The following is a 16,481-nucleotide window of genomic DNA, read 5'->3' as shown; positions in this document are numbered from 1 at the left end:
CGGGCCCCGGCTCAGTTCTGGGTCGGTATCGGCTTGGCGGCCAGCGAGCGGGCCGAGTTGGGGTCGGCCAGGGCGGAGGGCGGGAGGATCTCCGGGGCGGCGGGCTGGGCCGGGACGGCGGCGGCGGGCTCCTCCTTGAGCTTGACGCCGGCCAGGTCGAAGGCGGCCTTCAGCCGCACCCGCAGGGCGCGGGCCACCTGCGCGGACTTCCCGGGCGTGCAGCGGGCCTCGATCCGCAGCTGGACGGAGTCGACGGACACCGACTCGACGCCCAGCACCTTGACCCGGCCCCAGATCAGCTCGTCGTACGGGCTCTCCTTGGCGAGCTGCTCGGCGGTCTCGGTGACCAGCAGCTCGATCCGCTCCAGGTCCTCCTTGTAGCCGACCTGGACGTCGACGGTGGCGGTGCCCCAGCCCTGGCTCATGTTGGCGATCCGCTTGACCTCGCCGTTGCGGATGTACCAGATCTCGCCGGAGGAGCCGCGCAGCTTGGTGACCCGCAGGCCGACCTCCAGCACGGTGCCGCTGGCCACGCCGGTGTCGATCTCGTCGCCGACGCCGTACTGGTCCTCCATGATCATGAAGACGCCGGAGAGGAAGTCGGTGACCAGGTTGCGGGCGCCGAAGCCGATCGCGACACCGGCCACACCGGCGGAGGCCAGCAGCGGCGCCAGGTCGACGCCGAGCACCGACAGGGCCATCAGCGAGGCGGTGCCGAGGATGGTGAAGGAGGCCACCGAGCGCAGCACCGAACCGATCGCCTCGGACCGCTGCTGGCGGCGCTCGGTGTTGACCACGCCGCTGTTGGCGAGCAGGCCGCCGAGCACCCCGTGGTCGTTGTCGGACTCCGCGGGCCGCCCCATCCGAGCCACCAGCTTGTCGATCACCTTGCGCACCACGGCCCGCAGCACCAGCGCCAGCGCCAGGACGAGCACGATCCGCAGTCCGCTGATCACCCAGCCCTGCCAGTTCTCGTCCAGCCACCCGGCCGCCTGCCGGGTGGTGTCCGTCACATCGGCGGCGCTGGTGGGGATGGAGAACGTCGGCGTGGTGCCGTCGGCGGCGGAATCGGCGAGCATCGCCCCACTGTAGCGAGCCCTCCCACCGGCCCGTTCACCCGCTCGGACGGCCCGTCAGGGCACCCGTCCGGTTCCGGACACGCACCGCACCGCCCCCCGCACGGTACGTGCAGGAGGGGCCCGAGCTGGGCATACCGACCATGGCGGGTCGTGCGGGGGCTCACCGCACGCGCGCGGCCCGTTCACGGAGAAATGGTGGCGTCGTACGACGGCGTAAGGCGACACTGAGGGAGATCACGCCCCCGCGCGGGGCGCGGTCACCCGCTCGACTCGGCGCGAGCCACGCGCCGCAGGCGTCCAAGGAGGCCCCGTGCCGCATGTCCTTGTCCTCAACGCGTCGTACGAGCCGCTCGGTGTCGTCTCGATGCGACGCGCCCTCATCCTCGTCCTCAACCACAAGGCGATCGCCCTGGAGGATGCGGGCACCACACTGCACAGCGCCACCGGTGCCGTCCAGGCACCGTCCGTCGTCAAACTGACCCGTTTCGTGCGGGTCCCCTACCGAGGCCCCGTGCCGCTGACCAGGCGGGCGCTGTTCGCCCGCGACCACGGCCGGTGCGTGTACTGCGGGGCCGCCGCCACCAGTGTCGACCACGTCATCCCGCGCAGCCGGGGCGGCCAGCACCGGTGGGACAACGTGGTGGCGGCCTGCCGCCGCTGCAACCACACCAAGGCCGACCGGCACCTCGCCGACCTCGGCTGGCGGATGAAGCGCCCCCCGGCCGCGCCCAGCGGCCTGGCCTGGCGGGTCATCGGCACCGGGATCAAGGACCCGCGCTGGCGGCCCTACCTGGAGCCGTACGGCGGCCTCGACCAGTTCCGGGACTTCGAGCACCACGACCATCCGGAGGCGGTCCTGCCCGCCCCGGTCCGCACCCGTCCGATCCGCCGCGGCGAGCAGCACGCCCCGCTCTCCGCCTGAACAGACAAGGGCCTGCCCGACACGAAACCGGTACGCCTCATGGGCCGCCGGCGCACCCCGCAGCGGGAGCGTCGGCGGCCCGCCGCGCCTCAGCCCTGCGGCACGCCGTACAGCTCGATCCCGGACAGCGCGTACCCGTAGCGGGTGGCCCGGGCCACGCCCTGCACCCGCAGGTACCGCGCGCCCGGCGCGTCGAAGCGGACCGTCTCGGTGCCGCCCTGCCCGTTGTCCACCTCCGCCGCCGTGGTCCACGCCACGCCGTCGGACGAGACCTCCAGCCGGTACGCGGAGGCGTACGCGCCGCCCCAGTGCAGCACCGCCGAACCCAGCCGGACGGGCTGCGGCAGCTGCAGCTGCACCCAGGCGTCGTCCTCGGCCGGGGCGCTCCAGGAGGTCTTCGGGTCGCCGTCGGCCACCGCCGCCGCCGGGGTCCTCGCACTGTCCTGGCCCGAGGCGGTCGCGGTCGCGGACGGCGCCAGGTCCGGCCCGCCGACCGGCGGCACGACGTGCACCAGCAGCTCCTGGCGCACGCTCAGCGCGCCCGCGGTGAACACCACCGGCACCCGGTAGGTGCCCGACGGGGTGTCCGCGGCCGCCGTGACCAGCAGCGGCGCGTCCGCCCGGCCGCCGCGCGGCACCGTCACCGCCGGGGCCGGTGCCACCACCAGGCCCCTCGCCACGGCCGGGACCTCGGCCCGCAGCGCGCCGGTCAGCGCGTCCGGCCGCCCCGACTCCACGGTGACCCGGGCGGTGGCCGGGGCGCTCGCGCCCGCCACCACGTCCAGGGTCGGCTCGGCCAGCGTCAGCCGGGCCGCCGGGACGTCCGCCCACCACGGGATCACCTGGTTGACCACCGGGGCCTCGCCGCCCGGCTGCCACACCAGCCGCAGCGCCTCCACCGGCCCGCCGTCGGCCCGCAGCTCGTTGTAGCCGGGCCGCACCGGGCCCAGGTCCGCCCAGCTGCCGTCCGGGCGGCGCACCTGCGCGGTCGCCTCGGCCCGCACCGTCGGGTCGGTCAGCACGGTCAGCCGGTCCAGCGGCCGGGCCGCGCCCAGCTCCACCGTCAGCGGCCGGTCGCCCGCGGCGGGCGGCGCGGCCGCCCGGAAGGCGGAGTCCGGGTCGCCGGAGAGCACCGCCTCCGGCGAGGAGCCCGGCGCGGCCGGGGGGCCGGAGACCGCGGCGTCCACCGCGTCCGGCGCGGCGGTGGTGAACTCCCGCACCGCGACGGCGGTCTGCTGCCCGCCGGTGGCGCGCAGCCGCACCGCCCTGGCGACCGTGCCCGCCGGGGCGCTCGCGCGGACCGTCCGCTGCCCGTGCACCGTCGCCAGCCGGTGCCAGCCGCCCGAGCCGGTCCAGTACTCCAGCACCCCGTCGTGCAGGTAGTCGTCGGCCGCCGAGCGGGCGTCCGGGTCGTCGCCCGAGCCGCCCATCAGCACCGTCACCGAGCCCAGCGGCTTCGGGGTGCCCAGGTCCAGGCCGAAGCTGTCGCCGACCTGCGGCTGCCCGGACGACCAGTAGAAGGTCTCCGCGGAGCCGTCCGCCATCAGCGCCGGGCCGTGGTCGTGCGCGGTGCCCAGGGTGGTCGTCGGGGTCGCGCCCGCGGTGATGCCCGACCAGGTGTCCGCGGACTTCGCCGCCCGGTCCAGGAACGCGTCCAGCACGCCCCTGCCGACCGTCACCGGGTTCTGCTCCAGCACCCCGCGCTGCCGGCCCAGCTCCAGCCGGGCCTGCCAGGCCGCGGCGCCGTCGCCGCCCTGCTGCGCCAGCAGCATGTCCACCGCCGCCCGGCCCGCCGCGCCGTACGCCGACAGCCGGGCCAGCCACGGCGCCGCGTCCGCCGCCAGCGGGTCCCCGGCCAGGGTCCGCGGCGCGTCCGCCATCACCGTGAACGCCTCGCGCAGCGGCTGCGCGGCCGCCCGCAGCTGCGCCGCGTCGGCCGGCGCGCCGGAGGCCGGCTCGGCCGCCGCCCAGAACGCCTCCACCAGCGGCACCAGGTACGCCGACTCCTTGCCGCCCAGCGGCGAGGACGCGCTGTTGCCCGCCAGCGCCGCCGCCGCGGCCTGCTGCGCGGGCCCCGCGGTCAGCAGCCGCAGCGCCGCGGCCAGCGACTGTTCGGGCCGGTAGCCGTCCGGCTGCCAGCCGAAGTCCGCGGCGGTCGCCAGCGGGATCCGGGACGCCACCGGCTGGCTCATCGCCGCGGTCAGCAGCACCGCCGAGCGCCGCGCCACCTCGGCGTCCCGCCCGGCGTAGCCGCCCAGGAACAGCCGGTCCGGCGCCGAGTCGTTCACCGGGTAGTTGTCCATCGTGACCAGCGGACGCCCGAACAGGCCCGCGGTGGCGCCGATCTGCTCGCCCGTCACCTGCGCCGGGATCGCCGCGCCGCCGCTCCACACCACCCGCACCCCGTCCGGCAGCCCGGCCGCCAGCGCCGCCCGGTACGGGGAGGTGCCCTGCTTCAGGTACTCGGTGGGCACCACCGACAGCTGCACCGCCCCGGGACGCTTCGCCGCCAGCTTCTGCTGCACCGCCGCGGTCAGCGCGGCCTGCGCCTTCGCCGCCGCCACCGGCCCGGTGCCGAACTTGCGCCGGTCCGCCCCGCAGTGCCACTCGTCGTACGACACGTCCAGGAAGTCCAACTGGAAGGCCTGCACGCCCAGCTGGCGCAGCCCGTCGAGCTTGGCGACCAGCGCGTCCACGTCCTTGCCGGAGGAGAAGCAGAACGACTGCCCCGGCGCGATCGAGTACCCCACCGTCACGTGGTTGGCCCGCGCCCGGGCCGTCAGCTCGGCCAGCTCGGCCGCCTGCCGCGCCGGGTACGCCTCCCGCCAGCGCTGCGAGCGGTACGGGTCGCCGCCCGGCGCGTACAGGAAGTAGTCCTGCTTGGTGCGGCCCAGGAAGTCCACCACCGCCAGCCGCTGCGCGCTGCTCCACGGCGCCCCGTAGAACGACTCCGCGGTGCCGCGCTGCGCCGCGCCCGAGGGCCAGTCGCGCAGCAGCACCCCCGGGAAGCCCCGGTCGCCCTCGCCGCCCTGCCCCTGGCCCGGGCCGACGGGCGACAGCAGCTGCGCCAGGCTCTGCGCCGCGTAGAAGGTGCCCGCGCCGTCCACGCCCGCCAGCACCACCGCGCCGTACGAGCCGCCCGCGGTGGGCAGTTGGCCGGACGCCAGCAGGTAGCCGCCCGAGGGCAGGCCCGCCAGCTGCGGCACCTCGGTGTCCTTGCGCCCGTCCGCCGCCGCGAGCAGCCGCAGCGCCCGGTCGACCGCACCGCCCGCCCCCTCGTACGGGCCGCCCACGTACACCACCAGCGAACCGGGCGCGGGCTGTTCGGGCGCCTGCGCCGCGGCCACCACCTGGGTGGCGCCCGCCCTGGCCAGCAGCGTGCGCACCGCGTCCACCGCCGGGCCGTCCGCGGAGTCCGCCAGCACCAGCGTCACCTGCCGGGGCACCGCCACCGGCTTGCCGCCCGCCCGCAGCTCCTGCGGGCGCGGGAAGACCTGGGGGTCGGTCAGCGAACCCAGCGGCAGCGGCGCCTCGGCGACGGCCGCGGGCTCCGCGGTGTCCGGCGCGGAGGCGCCCAGGTCGTGGCGGATGGTGGCCTCCACGGCGAAACCCGGCGCCGGGAGCAGCAGTCCGCCGACCACCGCCGCCGCCGACAGCGTCGCCGCCACCCGCAGCGTCCGGGCCCGCCGACCGGTGCGGCGCTCGGCCCGCACCGAGGCCAGCAGCGGTTCGGTGCCCTTGACGTCCGCGATGAAGCGGTCCGCGGCCCGCGGCGCTATCTGCCGGGCCGTCCGCGCCGCCGTCCGGCGGGCCGCCAGCGCCGCCGGGTGGTGCAGCACCTCGCGCAGGGCCGCGCTCCGCTCCAACCCCTGCCGCAGCCGACGCCCGGCCGCCACCGACACCCGCGCCTGCACCGGAGCCTCCTTGCTCGAAACGCCCAGCTCAACGGCCCCCCGCCGCCCGACCCCGACCCCCCCGCGGCCGTCCGGCCCGCCCAGCCCACCAGCTCCCCGCGTCCCTGTCAACGCCCCTGGCAGCTATGTCCGTTATCGCCCGAAAGCGCCGGAGGTCGACCGCGGCGGCAACCGGGCGGCGGAACGTTCACCCGACCGGCGCGGGGCGCGGGCCGTGTCGGTCGGGGTCGGGGGAGTGCGGCGCGGGTAGGACTGTGCCTGTTGGCGTTCGGGAGCAGCGAGGACGGAGTGCGCTGGGTGGCCGCATACCTTGACCGCGAGCAGGCGGGTTTCGAGCAGGTCCCGGCGGAGGACAACCCGCCCGCCCCACCGGAGTTGGTGGCCCTGGCGCACGCGCACGGGGTGGACAGCAGCTACGACGCCGGGTCCGGCCCGGTCCAGGTCGGGGCGCGGACGCTGACCGCGGTGCTGGCCGCGCTCGGCGTCGACGCCGGGACGCCCGAGCTGGCGGCCCGGGCCCTGGAGCGGCACCGCGCGCAGAGCGCGCAGCGCCTGCTGCCGCCGACCGTGGTGGCCTGGCGGGGGCGGCGCACCGCACTCGACCTGCCCGCCGGGGCGGAGGTCCGGGTCGAGCTCGAACAGGGCGGCGACGACTGGGAGTTGACCGGCGAGCACGCACACTGGCTGCCCGCCGACCTGCCGCTCGGACGGCACGTCCTGACCGTCCGGGCGGACGGCCGCACCGGCCGCGCCACCCTGGTCGTCGCCCCGCCGCGGATCCCCGAGCCGCAGCAGCGCAGCTGGGGCTTCCTCGCCCAGCTGTACTCGGTGCTGAGCGAACAGTCCTGGGGCATGGGCGACCTGGCCGACCTCGCGGAGCTCGCCCAGTGGGCCGGCGCCGAACTCGGCGCGGGCTTCCTGCAGATCAACCCGCTGCACGCGGGCATGCCCGGCGCCCCCTCCGACCCGTCCCCGTACCGCCCCTCCTCGCGCCGCTTCGCCGACCCGGTGCACCTGCGGGTCGAGGCGGTCCCCGAGTACGCCCGGCACGAGGAGGCCCGCGACCTCTCCCGCCGGGCCCGGCTGCTGCGCGAGGAGGTGCTGGAGCACGACGCCCTGATCGACCGCGACTCGGTCTGGTCGCTCAAGCGCCAGGCCCTGGAACTGCTGCACACCGTGCCCCGCGGCGTCGGCCGGGAGGCCGCGTACCGGGCGTTCGTCCGGCGCGAGGGCGAGTGGCTGGAGCGGTACGCGGTGTGGAACGCGCTGGCCGAGGTGCACGGCGGCGGCTGGCGCTCCTGGCCGAAGGGCCTGCGCCACCCCGCCGACCCGCACGTGGCCGCGGCCAAGGCCGAGTTGAAGGACCGGATCGAGTTCCACCGCTGGCTCGCCTGGCTGGTCGACGAGCAACTGGGCGCCGCCCAGCGGGCCGCGACCGACGCGGGCATGCCGCTCGGCCTGATCCACGACCTCGCGGTCGGCGTCCACCCCGACGGCGCCGACGCCTGGGCCCTGCAGGACGTGCTGGCCACCGGCATCTCCACCGGCGCCCCGCCGGACGCCTTCAACGCCCACGGCCAGGACTGGGGGCTGCCGCCCTGGCGGCCCGACGCCCTCGCCGAGGCCGGGTACGCCCCGTTCGCCGAACTGATCCGGGCCTCCGCCCGGCACGCCGGGGCGATCCGGATCGACCACGTGATGGGCCTGTTCCGGCTCTGGTGGGTCCCCGAGGGGGCCCGCCCCACCGAGGGCACCTACGTCCGCTACGACGCGGAGGCGATGCTCGCCGTCCTCGCCCTGGAGGCCCACCGGGCCGGCACCGCCGTGATCGGCGAGGACCTCGGCACCGTCGAGCCCGGCGTGCGCGAACGCCTCGCCGACCACGGCGTGCTGGGCACCTCCGTGCTCTGGTTCGAACGCGACTGGCACGCGGGCGGCGCCGTGCTGCCCCCCGAACGCTGGCGCCCCGGCTGCCTGGCCACCCTCACCACCCACGACCTGCCCTCCACCGCCGCCCGGCTCACCGGCGAGCACGTCGAACTCCGCCACCGCCTCGGCCTGCTGGCCCGCCCGCTGGGCGAGGAGCAGGACGCCGCGGCCGAGGAACTCGCCGACTGGCAGCGCGAACTGGTCCGGATCGGACTGCTCGCCGAGGGCGAACCCACCACCCCCGAGGCGCTGTACGCCTACCTGCTCGCCACCCCCGCCAAGCTGGTCGGCGTCTGGCTCCCCGACACCGTCGGCGACCCCCGCCCGCAGAACCTCCCCGGCACCTGGGACCAGTACCCCAACTGGCGCCTGCCGATCGCCGACGCCACCGGCACCCCCGTCACCCTGGACGCCCTCGCCGCCGCCCCCGGCACCGCGGGCATCGCCGCCACCCTCGCCCCGCTCACCGCGCCGCCGCCGGGACACGCCGACAGGCGCACCCCGCCGGGCGCGACCGTGTAGGGGGCCGGTACCTTGGGAAACGTGGACAAGAGGAACGCAATGCGCGCCGGTGCGGTCACCGCGGCGGCCACGCTGATGATGCTGATGTCGTCGCCCGCCATGGCCCTCGTGCGCGACGACGGCGACGACCCGGGCACCGGCCTGAGCGTCGGTCAGACCCTGGGCCTGTTCGTCGCCCTCCCGATCGTCGCCTTCGCGGTGATCGCGGGCCTCTGCATGATCCCCGGCAGCAAGAAGAAGTAACCCGGGCCCCGGCCCGGACGACGACGGCGACCGCCGGCTCCCCGACCCACGCGTCGGAGACCCGGCGGTCGCCGTCGCGTGTCCGGGCCCCCGACCGCGCATCCCGTCTCAGTGCCACCCCTCCGTCGTCTCCTGTCGCCCGTCCGGGTGGATCGCCAGGGCCCGGACGCCCCTCGCGGCCAGCCACGGCAGGGCCCGCGGCGCGCCCATCGCGAACGCGGCGGTGGCGAGCGCGTCGAGGCGGGCCAGGTGCGGGCCGACCAGGCTGAGGGAGGCGAAGGAGGCGGCGGGCAGCCCGGTGTGCGGGTCGATGACGTGCGGGCCGCGCTCGGCGGTGCCGGAGGTGGCGACGGCCAGGTCGTGGCCGGTGACGACGCGGGCCACCGCCCCCGCGCGGTGCGGGTCGGCGATGCCGATCCGCCAGGGCCCGCCCGCGGTCTGGACGTCCCCGCCGCCGCTGACGCAGTGCTGCGCGGAGCCGGACTCGCGCAGCGTCCGGGCGGCCTCCTCGACGGCCCAGCCCTTGACGTACCCGCTGGGGTCGAGCCGTCCGCCGGGCCGGGCGGTGAAGTAGCCGCCGGTCTCCGCGCCGAGTTCCGCGCAGCGTTCCAGCACCCACCGCACCTCGGGACCGGCTTCCGCGAGGGCGAGTTCCCCGCGGTCGAGCCGGCTGATCTCGCTCTCCGGCCGGTACGTCGAGAACAGCGCGTCGATCCGGTGCAGCCGCTGCACGGCCCGCCGGAGGGCCGCACCGGTCGCCGGCCCGGGGTCGCGGACGGTGAAGGAGAAGACCGTCCCCATGACGTGCTCGACGTGCTTCGCGGTCATCCGGCGGTCACTTCCCCAGCTGGTCGAGGGCGCTCTGCAGCGAACGGGTGTAGCCGTCGCTGGTGTACGTCGCCCCGGAGACGACGTCGATGTCCGCGCTCTGCGCGGCGATCGCCTCCTGGTTCAGGACGGGGACGGCGTACTCGTTGATCTCCCGGTCGCGGCGGTCGCGGGTGGGGTACTGGACCACGTCGATCCTGCTGATCTTCCCGCCGGTCACGGTGACCTTGACCTGCACCGGCCCGTACCGGGTGTTGACCGCGCTGCCGGTGACGGTCCGGGCGGACGCGTCGGCGCCCTGCGCGGCGTCCGTGGCGCCGCTCCCGCTGCTCCCGCCGCCCCCGGTGCCGGAGTTCGCGTTCGCGTTCGTGTTCGCGGAGGAGATGGCGTGGGTGGCGGCGGGGTCGTGGGGCTTGAGGGAGAGCAGCAGGACGACCCCGGCGGCGGTCGCGGAGGCGGTGATGACGGCGCGTCGCATGGTGGGGAACTCCTAGAAGGCGAAGGACTCGTGGTGGATGCGGTCGGCCCGGACCCCGGCGGCGCGCAGGGCGCGGACGGCGTCGGCGGTGAACTCCTCGGGGCCGCACAGGTAGACCTCGTGCCGGGCGAGGCCGGGGACGAGTCGGCGCAGGGCCGCTCCGAGGTCGCCGACCTCGGCCCGGCCGCCGAGCAGTTCGTGCACGCGGACGCCGCGCTGCTCGGCGACGGCGGCGAGCTCGCGGCGGAACAGCACGTCCTCGGGGCGGCGGGCGCGCTGGACGAGGGTGAGCTGACCGGGCAGGGTCTCGGCCAGCGCCCGCAGCGGCGTGACGCCGACGCCCGCGCCCAGCAGCAGCACCGGCCCGCCGCGGTGCCGCCGCGCGGTGAACGCCCCGTACGGGCCCTCGGCGCGGACCCTGGTGCCGGGGGCGAGCGCGGCGAGCGCCGCGCTGTGGCCGCCCAGGCCCTTGACGGTGAAGCGCAGGAAGCGCGGGTGCGGGGGAGCGGAGAGCGAGTACGGGTTGGCGGCCCAGCGCAGCTGCGGGGTGAGGAACTGGAGCCGGAAGAACTGCCCGGGCTCGGCCCGCAGCTCCTCCAGGCGCCGCCCGGTCAGGAAGACCGAGACCACCCCGGGGCCCTCGGTCCGGACCTCGGCGACCTCCAGCCGGTGCCGCCGGTCGCGCAGGTACGGGCCGATCAGCCGGTACCGGGCCAGGACGGCGGCGGTGCCGAAGTACAGCAGGTACCAGCCGGCCTTCGCGGGGCCGTCGACCAGGTCGGCGCCGGTGGTGAGCTGGTGGGCGAAGCCGAGCGCGACGGCCAGGTAGGTGGCCAGGTGCAGGTAGTACCAGGTCTCGTAGCTGAGCCGGCGGCGGGCGGCCCGGGCGGAGACCGCGCCGGTGCCGAGCAGCAGCAGGGTCGCGGCGGTGGCCTTCAGCATGTCGGGGAAGTGGAACACGATCTCCACGGCCTGGCTCCACGGGCCCCGCCCGTCGGTCAGCGCGTAGCCCCAGACGACGGTGAGCACGTGCACGGTGACCAGCGAGACCAGGTAGCGGCCGCCGTACGCGTGCCAGCGGGCCAGCCGGTCGGCGCCGACCTCGCGCTCCAGCAGCGGGATCCGGGCCATCAGCAGCAGCAGGACGGGCGCGGCGTACCCGGCGAGCAGGCCGGTGATCCGGCCCGCTCCGGTGAGCCAGTCGGCGGCGCCCGCCACCCGCGGGGTGTCGGCCCACCAGAGCGCGAGGACGCCGAGCGCACCGAGCGCGACCAGGACGAGCGCACCGCGGCGGACGGCGTCCGGGTGCAGGGTGCGGCGCGGGGCGGCTCGCCGGGCGGCCCGGGCGGGGGTGGGAAGTGCGGTCAACGGGCCCTCCTTCGGTGGTACCCGGTCACGGTCGCACCGGAAGCTCTCAGTTCCCTATGAACGGATCGTCCGATCGATGGTCCGCGAAGGGTGTCCGCGCAGCTCGGGCGCCTGCTACCAGGGCCGGGGGCGGTCCGATGATCTCACCGCTTTCTCATCCCGGAACGGCAGAATGACTCCCATGCAGCACGCGGACACCCCCTGGCGGGTCCTGGTGGTCGACGACGAACCCGACCTGGTCGAGGTCCTCTGCGGCGCCCTGCGCTACGAGGGCTGGCAGGCCCGCGGCGTCACCGGCGGCCTGGACGCCGTCGCCGCCGCCGACTGGCAGCCGCACGCCGTGGTGCTGGACGTGATGCTCCCCGACTTCGACGGGCTCGAAGTGCTGCGCCGCATCCACACCACCGCCCCCGAGGTGCGCGTCCTGTTCCTCACCGCCCGCGACGCCGTCGAGGACCGGATCGCCGGGATCAGCGCGGGCGGCGACGACTACGTCACCAAACCGTTCAGCCTGGAGGAGGTGGTGGTCCGCCTGCGCAGCCTGCTCCGCCGCACCGCGCCCCCCGGCCCCACCGCCCCCGGCACCCTCGCCGTCGGCGACCTGCGCCTGGACCCCGCCACCCGGGAGGCCAGCCGCGGCGACGACCCCGTCGACCTCAGCCCCACCGAGTACGCCCTGCTGCGCTACCTGATGGAGCACCCCCGCCAGGTGCTCAGCAAGGCGCAGATCCTGGACGCCGTCTGGTCCTACGACTTCGGCGGCCAGGCCCACGTGGTCGAGCTGTACATCAGCTACCTGCGCCGCAAGATCGACGCCGGCCGGTCCCCGATGATCCACACCGTCCGCGGCGCCGGGTACGTCCTGCGGGCGGCCGCCGGATGAACCGCCCCGCCGACCCCGACACCGCCGCTCCCGCCGCTCCCGCCGGCCCGGACACCGCCGCCCCCGCCGCCGTCCGCCCCGTCCGGCGACGGCGCGGGCTCCGCCCCCGCACGCTGCGCTCCCGGATGGTGGCGGGCCTGCTCGTCCTGCTCGCCCTGATCTGCGCGGGCATCGGCGTGGCCACCTGCGAGGCGCTCCGGCACTTCCTGGTCGTCCGCCTCGACCAGCAGCTCTCCGCCGCCGGGGGCCGCTACGCCGCCAGCCTCGAACACCCCGGCCAGGACGGCCACGACACCCGCGGCCAGGCGCCCGGCACCTTCGGCGCCCGCCTGGTCGGCGGCGGCGTCACCCACGCCTCGGTGGTCTGCGGCGCGATGGCCGGGGACGAGGACGACCACGTCGACGACACCGGGAGCACCGGGGAGGCCGACGCCGCCGTCCCGCTCGCCGCCGCCGACCTGAGCGCCCTGCGCGCCCTGCCCGTCGACGGCCGCCCCCGCGACCTCCGGCTCTCCCGCCTCGGCCCCTACCGGGTCGCCGCCGTCGCCGGGGACGACCACGACACCCTGGTCACCGGCCTGCCGCTGCACCCCGTCGACGAGACCGTCCGGCACCTGCTGTGGATCGAACTCGTGGTCTTCGCCGCCGCCCTCGCCGCCGCCGCGGCCGCGGGAACCCTCGCCGTCCGGATCGCGCTGCGCCCCCTGGACCGGGTCGTCGCCACCGCCGAACGGGTCTCCGCCCGCCCGCTCGCCAGCGGCGCCGTCGACCTGGCCGAACGCGTCCCCGACGACGACCCGCGCACCGAGGTCGGCCGGGTCGGCACCGCCCTCAACCGCCTGCTCGGCCACGTCGCGGACGCCCTGACCCGCCGTCAGGACGTCGAGGAGCGGCTGCGCGCGTTCGCCGCCGACGCCAGCCACGAACTGCGCAACCCGGTCGCCACCGTTCGCGGCCACGCCGAACTCGCCCTCCGGCACCCCGGCCCCGTCCCCGCGCCCGTCCGGCACTCGCTGGAACGCATCAGCGCCGAGTCCCGCCGGATGGGCACCATCGTCGAGGACCTGCTGCTGCTCGCCCGCCTGGACGCCGGCCGCCCGCTCGCCGTCCAGGACACCGACCTGACCCGGATCGCCCTCGACTGCACCGCCGACGCGAGGGCCGCCGCCCCCGGCCACCGCTGGCTGCTCGAACTGCCCGCCGAGCCCGTCACCGTCCCCGGCGACCCGCACCGCCTCGCCCAGGTCGTCACCAACCTGCTGGCCAACGCCCGCACCCACACCCCCGACGGCACCACCGTCACGCTCCACCTCGACCCCAGCGGCCGCCTCACCGTCACCGACGACGGCCCCGGCATCCCGCCCGAACTCGCCCCGCACGTCTTCGACCGCTTCACCCGCGGCGACCGCGCCCGCTCCCGCCGCACCGGCTCCACCGGCCTGGGCCTCGCCATCGTCCAGGCCGTCGTCCACGCCCACCACGGCACCGTCACCCTCGACAGCACCCCGGGCCGCACCACCTTCACCGTGACGCTGGCAACGGAATAGGGGCCCGGGGAACGGCGGCCCCGAGCCTGCCGTTCCCCGGGCCCCCGGTTCCTCAGCGGTCGGCGGCCTGCGCCTTCAGCGCCCGCTCCACGCCCGCCCGGGCCTCGATGACCTGGCGGCGCAGCGCCGGGGCCGGGTCCGCGGAGGCGAGCCACGCGTCGGTGGCGTCCAGGGTGGCCTGGGAGACCGCGTAGGAGGGGTAGAGCCCGCCGATGATCTGCTGGGAGATCTCGTGGCTGCGGGTCTCCCAGACCTGCTTGACCGAGGCGAAGTACTTCTCGGTGTAGGCGGCCAGCAGCTCCCGCTGGTCGGGCTGCTGGAAGCCCGCGATCACGGCCTCCTGGACGTAGTTGGTCAGGGTGTCGGAGTCGACCACCGACGCCCAGGCCTCGGCCTTGGCCTCGGCGGTGGGCCGGGCCGCGCGGCAGGTCGCGGCGTGCTCCTGCCCGGAGGAGGTGTTGTCGCGGGCGAGTTCGGCGTCGATCGCCGCCTCGTCGGCGCGCCCGGTGGCGACCAGGCGGCCGAGCAGGCTCCAGCGCAGTTCGGTGTCGACGGCCAGGCCGTCGATCTCCACGCTGCCGTCCAGCAGCCCGGCCAGCAGGGCGAGTTGGTCGTCGGTGCGGGCGGCGCCGGCCAGCGTGCGGGCCCAGGCGAGCTGGTGGTCGCTGCCCGCGGGTGCCTCGCGCAGGGCGCTCTCCGCGGCGGCGGCCCAGCGCTGCAGGCCGGTCTCGCGCCAGGCGGGGTCGGCGTACAGCTCCAGGGCGAGCTTGACCTGGCGCTGCACGGACTGGACCACGCCGATGTCGCTCTCGCGCTGCAGGCCGGAGAGGGCGAGCGCGAGGTAGTCGCGGGTGGCCAGCTCGCCGTCGCGGGTCATGTCCCAGGCGGAGGCCCAGCACAGGGCGCGCGGCAGCGAGTCGGCGAAGTCGCCGAGGTGCGCGGTGACGACGGCGAGCGAGTCGGCGTCGAGCCGGACCTTCGCGTAGGAGAGGTCGTCGTCGTTGAGCAGCAGCACGGCGGGCCGCTTCCGGCCGGTCAGCTGCGGGACGGCGGTGAGCTCGCCGTCGACGTCGAGCTCGATCCGGTCGGTGCGCACCAGCGTGCCGTCGACGAGCTCGTACAGGCCGACCGCGATCCGGTGCGGGCGCAGCACGGCCTCGCCGCGGGCACCGGCGGGCAGCGCGGGGGCCTCCTGCCGGACGGCGAAGGACTCGATGGTGCCGTCCGCGGCGACCGACAGCTCGGGCCGCAGCACGTTGATGCCCGCGGTCTCCAGCCAGGCCTTCGACCAGGTCCGCAGGTCGCGGCCGCTGGCCTCCTCCAGGGCGCCGAGCAGGTCGGCGAGGCGGGTGTTGCCCCAGGCGTGGCGCTTGAAGTAGGCGCGCACGCCCTGGAAGAAGGCGTCCTGGCCGACGTAGGCGACCAGCTGCTTGAGCACCGAGGCGCCCTTGGCGTAGGTGATGCCGTCGAAGTTGACCTGGACGTCCTCCAGGTCGTTGATCTCCGCCATGATCGGGTGGGTGGAGGGCAGCTGGTCCTGCCGGTACGCCCAGGTCTTCATCTGGTTGGCGAAGGTGGTCCAGGAGTGCGGCCACCTGGAGCCGGGGGCCTCGGCCTGGCAGACGACCTCGGCGAAGGTGGCGAAGGACTCGTTCAGCCACAGGTCGTTCCACCACTCCATGGTGACGAGGTCGCCGAACCACATGTGGGCGAGCTCGTGCAGGATGGTCGCGGCGCGGGCCTCGTAGGAGGCGTCGGTGACCTTGGAGCGGAAGACGTACTGGTCGCGGAAGGTGACGGCGCCCGCGTTCTCCATCGCGCCCGCGTTGAACTCCGGGACGAACAGCTGGTCGTACTTGGCGAACGGGTAGGGGAAGTCGAACTTCTCCTGGAAGTAGTCGAAGCCCTGCCGGGTCACCGCGAAGATCGCGTCGGCGTCCAGGTGCTCGCGCAGCGAGGGGCGGCAGTACACGCCGAGGGGCACGTGCTGGGAGCCGTTGTCGTAGCTGTCGAAGACGCCGACGTACGGTCCGGCGACCAGCGCGGTGATGTAGGTGGACATCCGGGGGGTGGGCTCGAAGGTCCACACCCGGGTGTCGCCGTCGCCGACGGGCTCGGGGGTGGGGGAGTTGGAGACCACGACCCACCCGGCGGGGGCGGTGACGGTGAAGGCGAAGGTGGCCTTCAGGTCGGGCTGCTCGAAGGTGGCGAAGACGCGGCGGGCGTCGGGCACCTCGAACTGGGTGTAGAGGTAGGTCTCGCCGTCGGCGGGGTCGACGAAGCGGTGCAGCCCCTCACCGGTGTTGGTGTAGGCGCAGTCGGCGACGACCCGCAGCTCGTTCTCGGCGGCCAGGTCGGGCAGCGCGATGCGGCTGTCGGAGAAGTTCTCCAGCGGCAGGGCGCGGCCGTTGAGGACGATCTCGGTCACGGCGGGGGCGACCAGGTCGATGAAGGTGGAGGCGCCGGGTTCGGCGGCGGTGAACCGGACCACGGTGGTGGACCGGAAGGTGCCGCCCTCGCGCGCGGAGCTCAGGTCGAGCTCGATCTCGTACGCGTCCACGGCCAGGAGTGCGGCCCGGGTGCGGGCCTCCTCACGGGTCAAGTTGGTGCCAGGCACTCGCAGGACTCCTTCGTCAGGGCTCGGGTTACCGGGAATCCTCCCATGCGAGTAACGATCCGTGTTCGGGCTTGACTCCCCCTCCGAGCAGTGCCGGAGCATAGAGTTCAGAAGTTGAAGCTGAACTTCTCACGAACAGCAAGCGCGCCCT

At 75.8% G+C, this 16,481-nt stretch carries 11 protein-coding genes; 5 read left to right on the top strand and 6 right to left on the bottom strand.

All coding sequences use genetic code 11. From position 1 onward, the window contains the following. Positions 1–11 precede the first annotated feature (11 nt). Positions 12–1,079 (bottom strand): mechanosensitive ion channel family protein, encoded by a 1,068-nt coding sequence (locus QSK52_RS09085; protein ID WP_285735409.1) that lies wholly within the window; start codon positions 1,077–1,079, stop codon positions 12–14. A gap of 310 nt (positions 1,080–1,389) precedes the next feature. On the opposite strand from QSK52_RS09085, the gene QSK52_RS09080 reads away from it, so the two are divergent. Continuing rightward, entirely contained in the window at positions 1,390–2,001 is a 612-nt protein-coding gene (locus QSK52_RS09080; protein ID WP_285735408.1) for an HNH endonuclease, read from the top strand. Positions 2,002–2,090: 89 nt separating this feature from the next. On the opposite strand, the gene QSK52_RS09075 is transcribed toward QSK52_RS09080, so the two are convergent. Further along, positions 2,091–5,915 carry a beta-N-acetylglucosaminidase domain-containing protein gene (locus QSK52_RS09075; RefSeq protein WP_285735407.1) on the bottom strand — a complete coding sequence of 1,275 codons (3,825 nt, stop codon included), beginning with the start codon at positions 5,913–5,915 and terminating at the stop codon, positions 2,091–2,093. Between the two features lie 297 nt (positions 5,916–6,212). Between QSK52_RS09075 and malQ the strand changes: the two genes are divergently transcribed. Next, entirely contained in the window at positions 6,213–8,366 is a 2,154-nt protein-coding gene (gene malQ / locus QSK52_RS09070) for a 4-alpha-glucanotransferase (protein ID WP_435053199.1), read from the top strand. A gap of 21 nt (positions 8,367–8,387) precedes the next feature. Continuing rightward, complete coding sequence (gene psbW, locus QSK52_RS09065; protein WP_285735406.1) at positions 8,388–8,609, top strand: photosystem II reaction center protein PsbW; 222 nt, start codon at positions 8,388–8,390, stop codon at positions 8,607–8,609. Between the two features lie 108 nt (positions 8,610–8,717). On the opposite strand, the gene QSK52_RS09060 is transcribed toward psbW, so the two are convergent. From QSK52_RS09060 to QSK52_RS09050, 3 genes are read right to left on the bottom strand one after another with little or no spacing between them, the layout of a single operon-like run. Then, positions 8,718–9,437: an FAD:protein FMN transferase gene (locus tag QSK52_RS09060; protein WP_285735405.1), complete on the bottom strand. Its 720-nt coding sequence runs from the start codon at positions 9,435–9,437 to the stop codon at positions 8,718–8,720. A 7-nt stretch (positions 9,438–9,444) separates the two neighbouring features. Continuing rightward, positions 9,445–9,915, bottom strand: a complete 471-nt coding sequence (locus QSK52_RS09055; protein WP_285735404.1) for an FMN-binding protein — start codon at positions 9,913–9,915, stop codon at positions 9,445–9,447. A gap of 12 nt (positions 9,916–9,927) precedes the next feature. Next, on the bottom strand, positions 9,928–11,283 hold the full coding sequence (locus QSK52_RS09050) for a ferredoxin reductase family protein (protein ID WP_285735403.1): 1,356 nt from the start codon (positions 11,281–11,283) through the stop codon (positions 9,928–9,930). A 172-nt stretch (positions 11,284–11,455) separates the two neighbouring features. Between QSK52_RS09050 and QSK52_RS09045 the strand changes: the two genes are divergently transcribed. Further along, positions 11,456–12,166 (top strand): response regulator transcription factor, encoded by a 711-nt coding sequence (locus tag QSK52_RS09045; RefSeq protein WP_285735402.1) that lies wholly within the window; start codon positions 11,456–11,458, stop codon positions 12,164–12,166. 125 nt (positions 12,167–12,291) lie between these two features. Further along, positions 12,292–13,713: a sensor histidine kinase gene (locus QSK52_RS09040; protein ID WP_285735461.1), complete on the top strand. Its 1,422-nt coding sequence runs from the start codon at positions 12,292–12,294 to the stop codon at positions 13,711–13,713. 52 nt (positions 13,714–13,765) lie between these two features. Here the strand turns inward: QSK52_RS09040 and pepN are convergent, their stop codons facing one another. Next, positions 13,766–16,330 carry an aminopeptidase N gene (pepN, locus tag QSK52_RS09035; protein ID WP_285735401.1) on the bottom strand — a complete coding sequence of 855 codons (2,565 nt, stop codon included), beginning with the start codon at positions 16,328–16,330 and terminating at the stop codon, positions 13,766–13,768. Positions 16,331–16,481 lie beyond the last annotated feature (151 nt).

It is taken from the genome of Kitasatospora phosalacinea (assembly GCF_030268885.1).
GTDB lineage: Bacteria > Actinomycetota > Actinomycetes > Streptomycetales > Streptomycetaceae > Kitasatospora > Kitasatospora phosalacinea_C.
The sequence above is the reverse complement of the archived record's forward strand: the minus strand, read 5'-3'. Positions and strand labels throughout refer to the sequence as shown.

What these genes read in the sequence shown, in the direction of transcription:
- QSK52_RS09055 (WP_285735404.1), bottom strand. Translation starts at nt 9,915, where the DNA reads ATGCGACGCGCCGTCATCACCGCCTCCGCGACCGCCGCCGGGGTCGTC.
- QSK52_RS09040 (WP_285735461.1), top strand. Translation starts at nt 12,292, where the DNA reads ATGGTGGCGGGCCTGCTCGTCCTGCTCGCCCTGATCTGCGCGGGCATC.
- QSK52_RS09085 (WP_285735409.1), bottom strand. Translation starts at nt 1,079, where the DNA reads ATGCTCGCCGATTCCGCCGCCGACGGCACCACGCCGACGTTCTCCATC.
- QSK52_RS09060 (WP_285735405.1), bottom strand. Translation starts at nt 9,437, where the DNA reads ATGACCGCGAAGCACGTCGAGCACGTCATGGGGACGGTCTTCTCCTTC.
- QSK52_RS09045 (WP_285735402.1), top strand. Translation starts at nt 11,456, where the DNA reads ATGACTCCCATGCAGCACGCGGACACCCCCTGGCGGGTCCTGGTGGTC.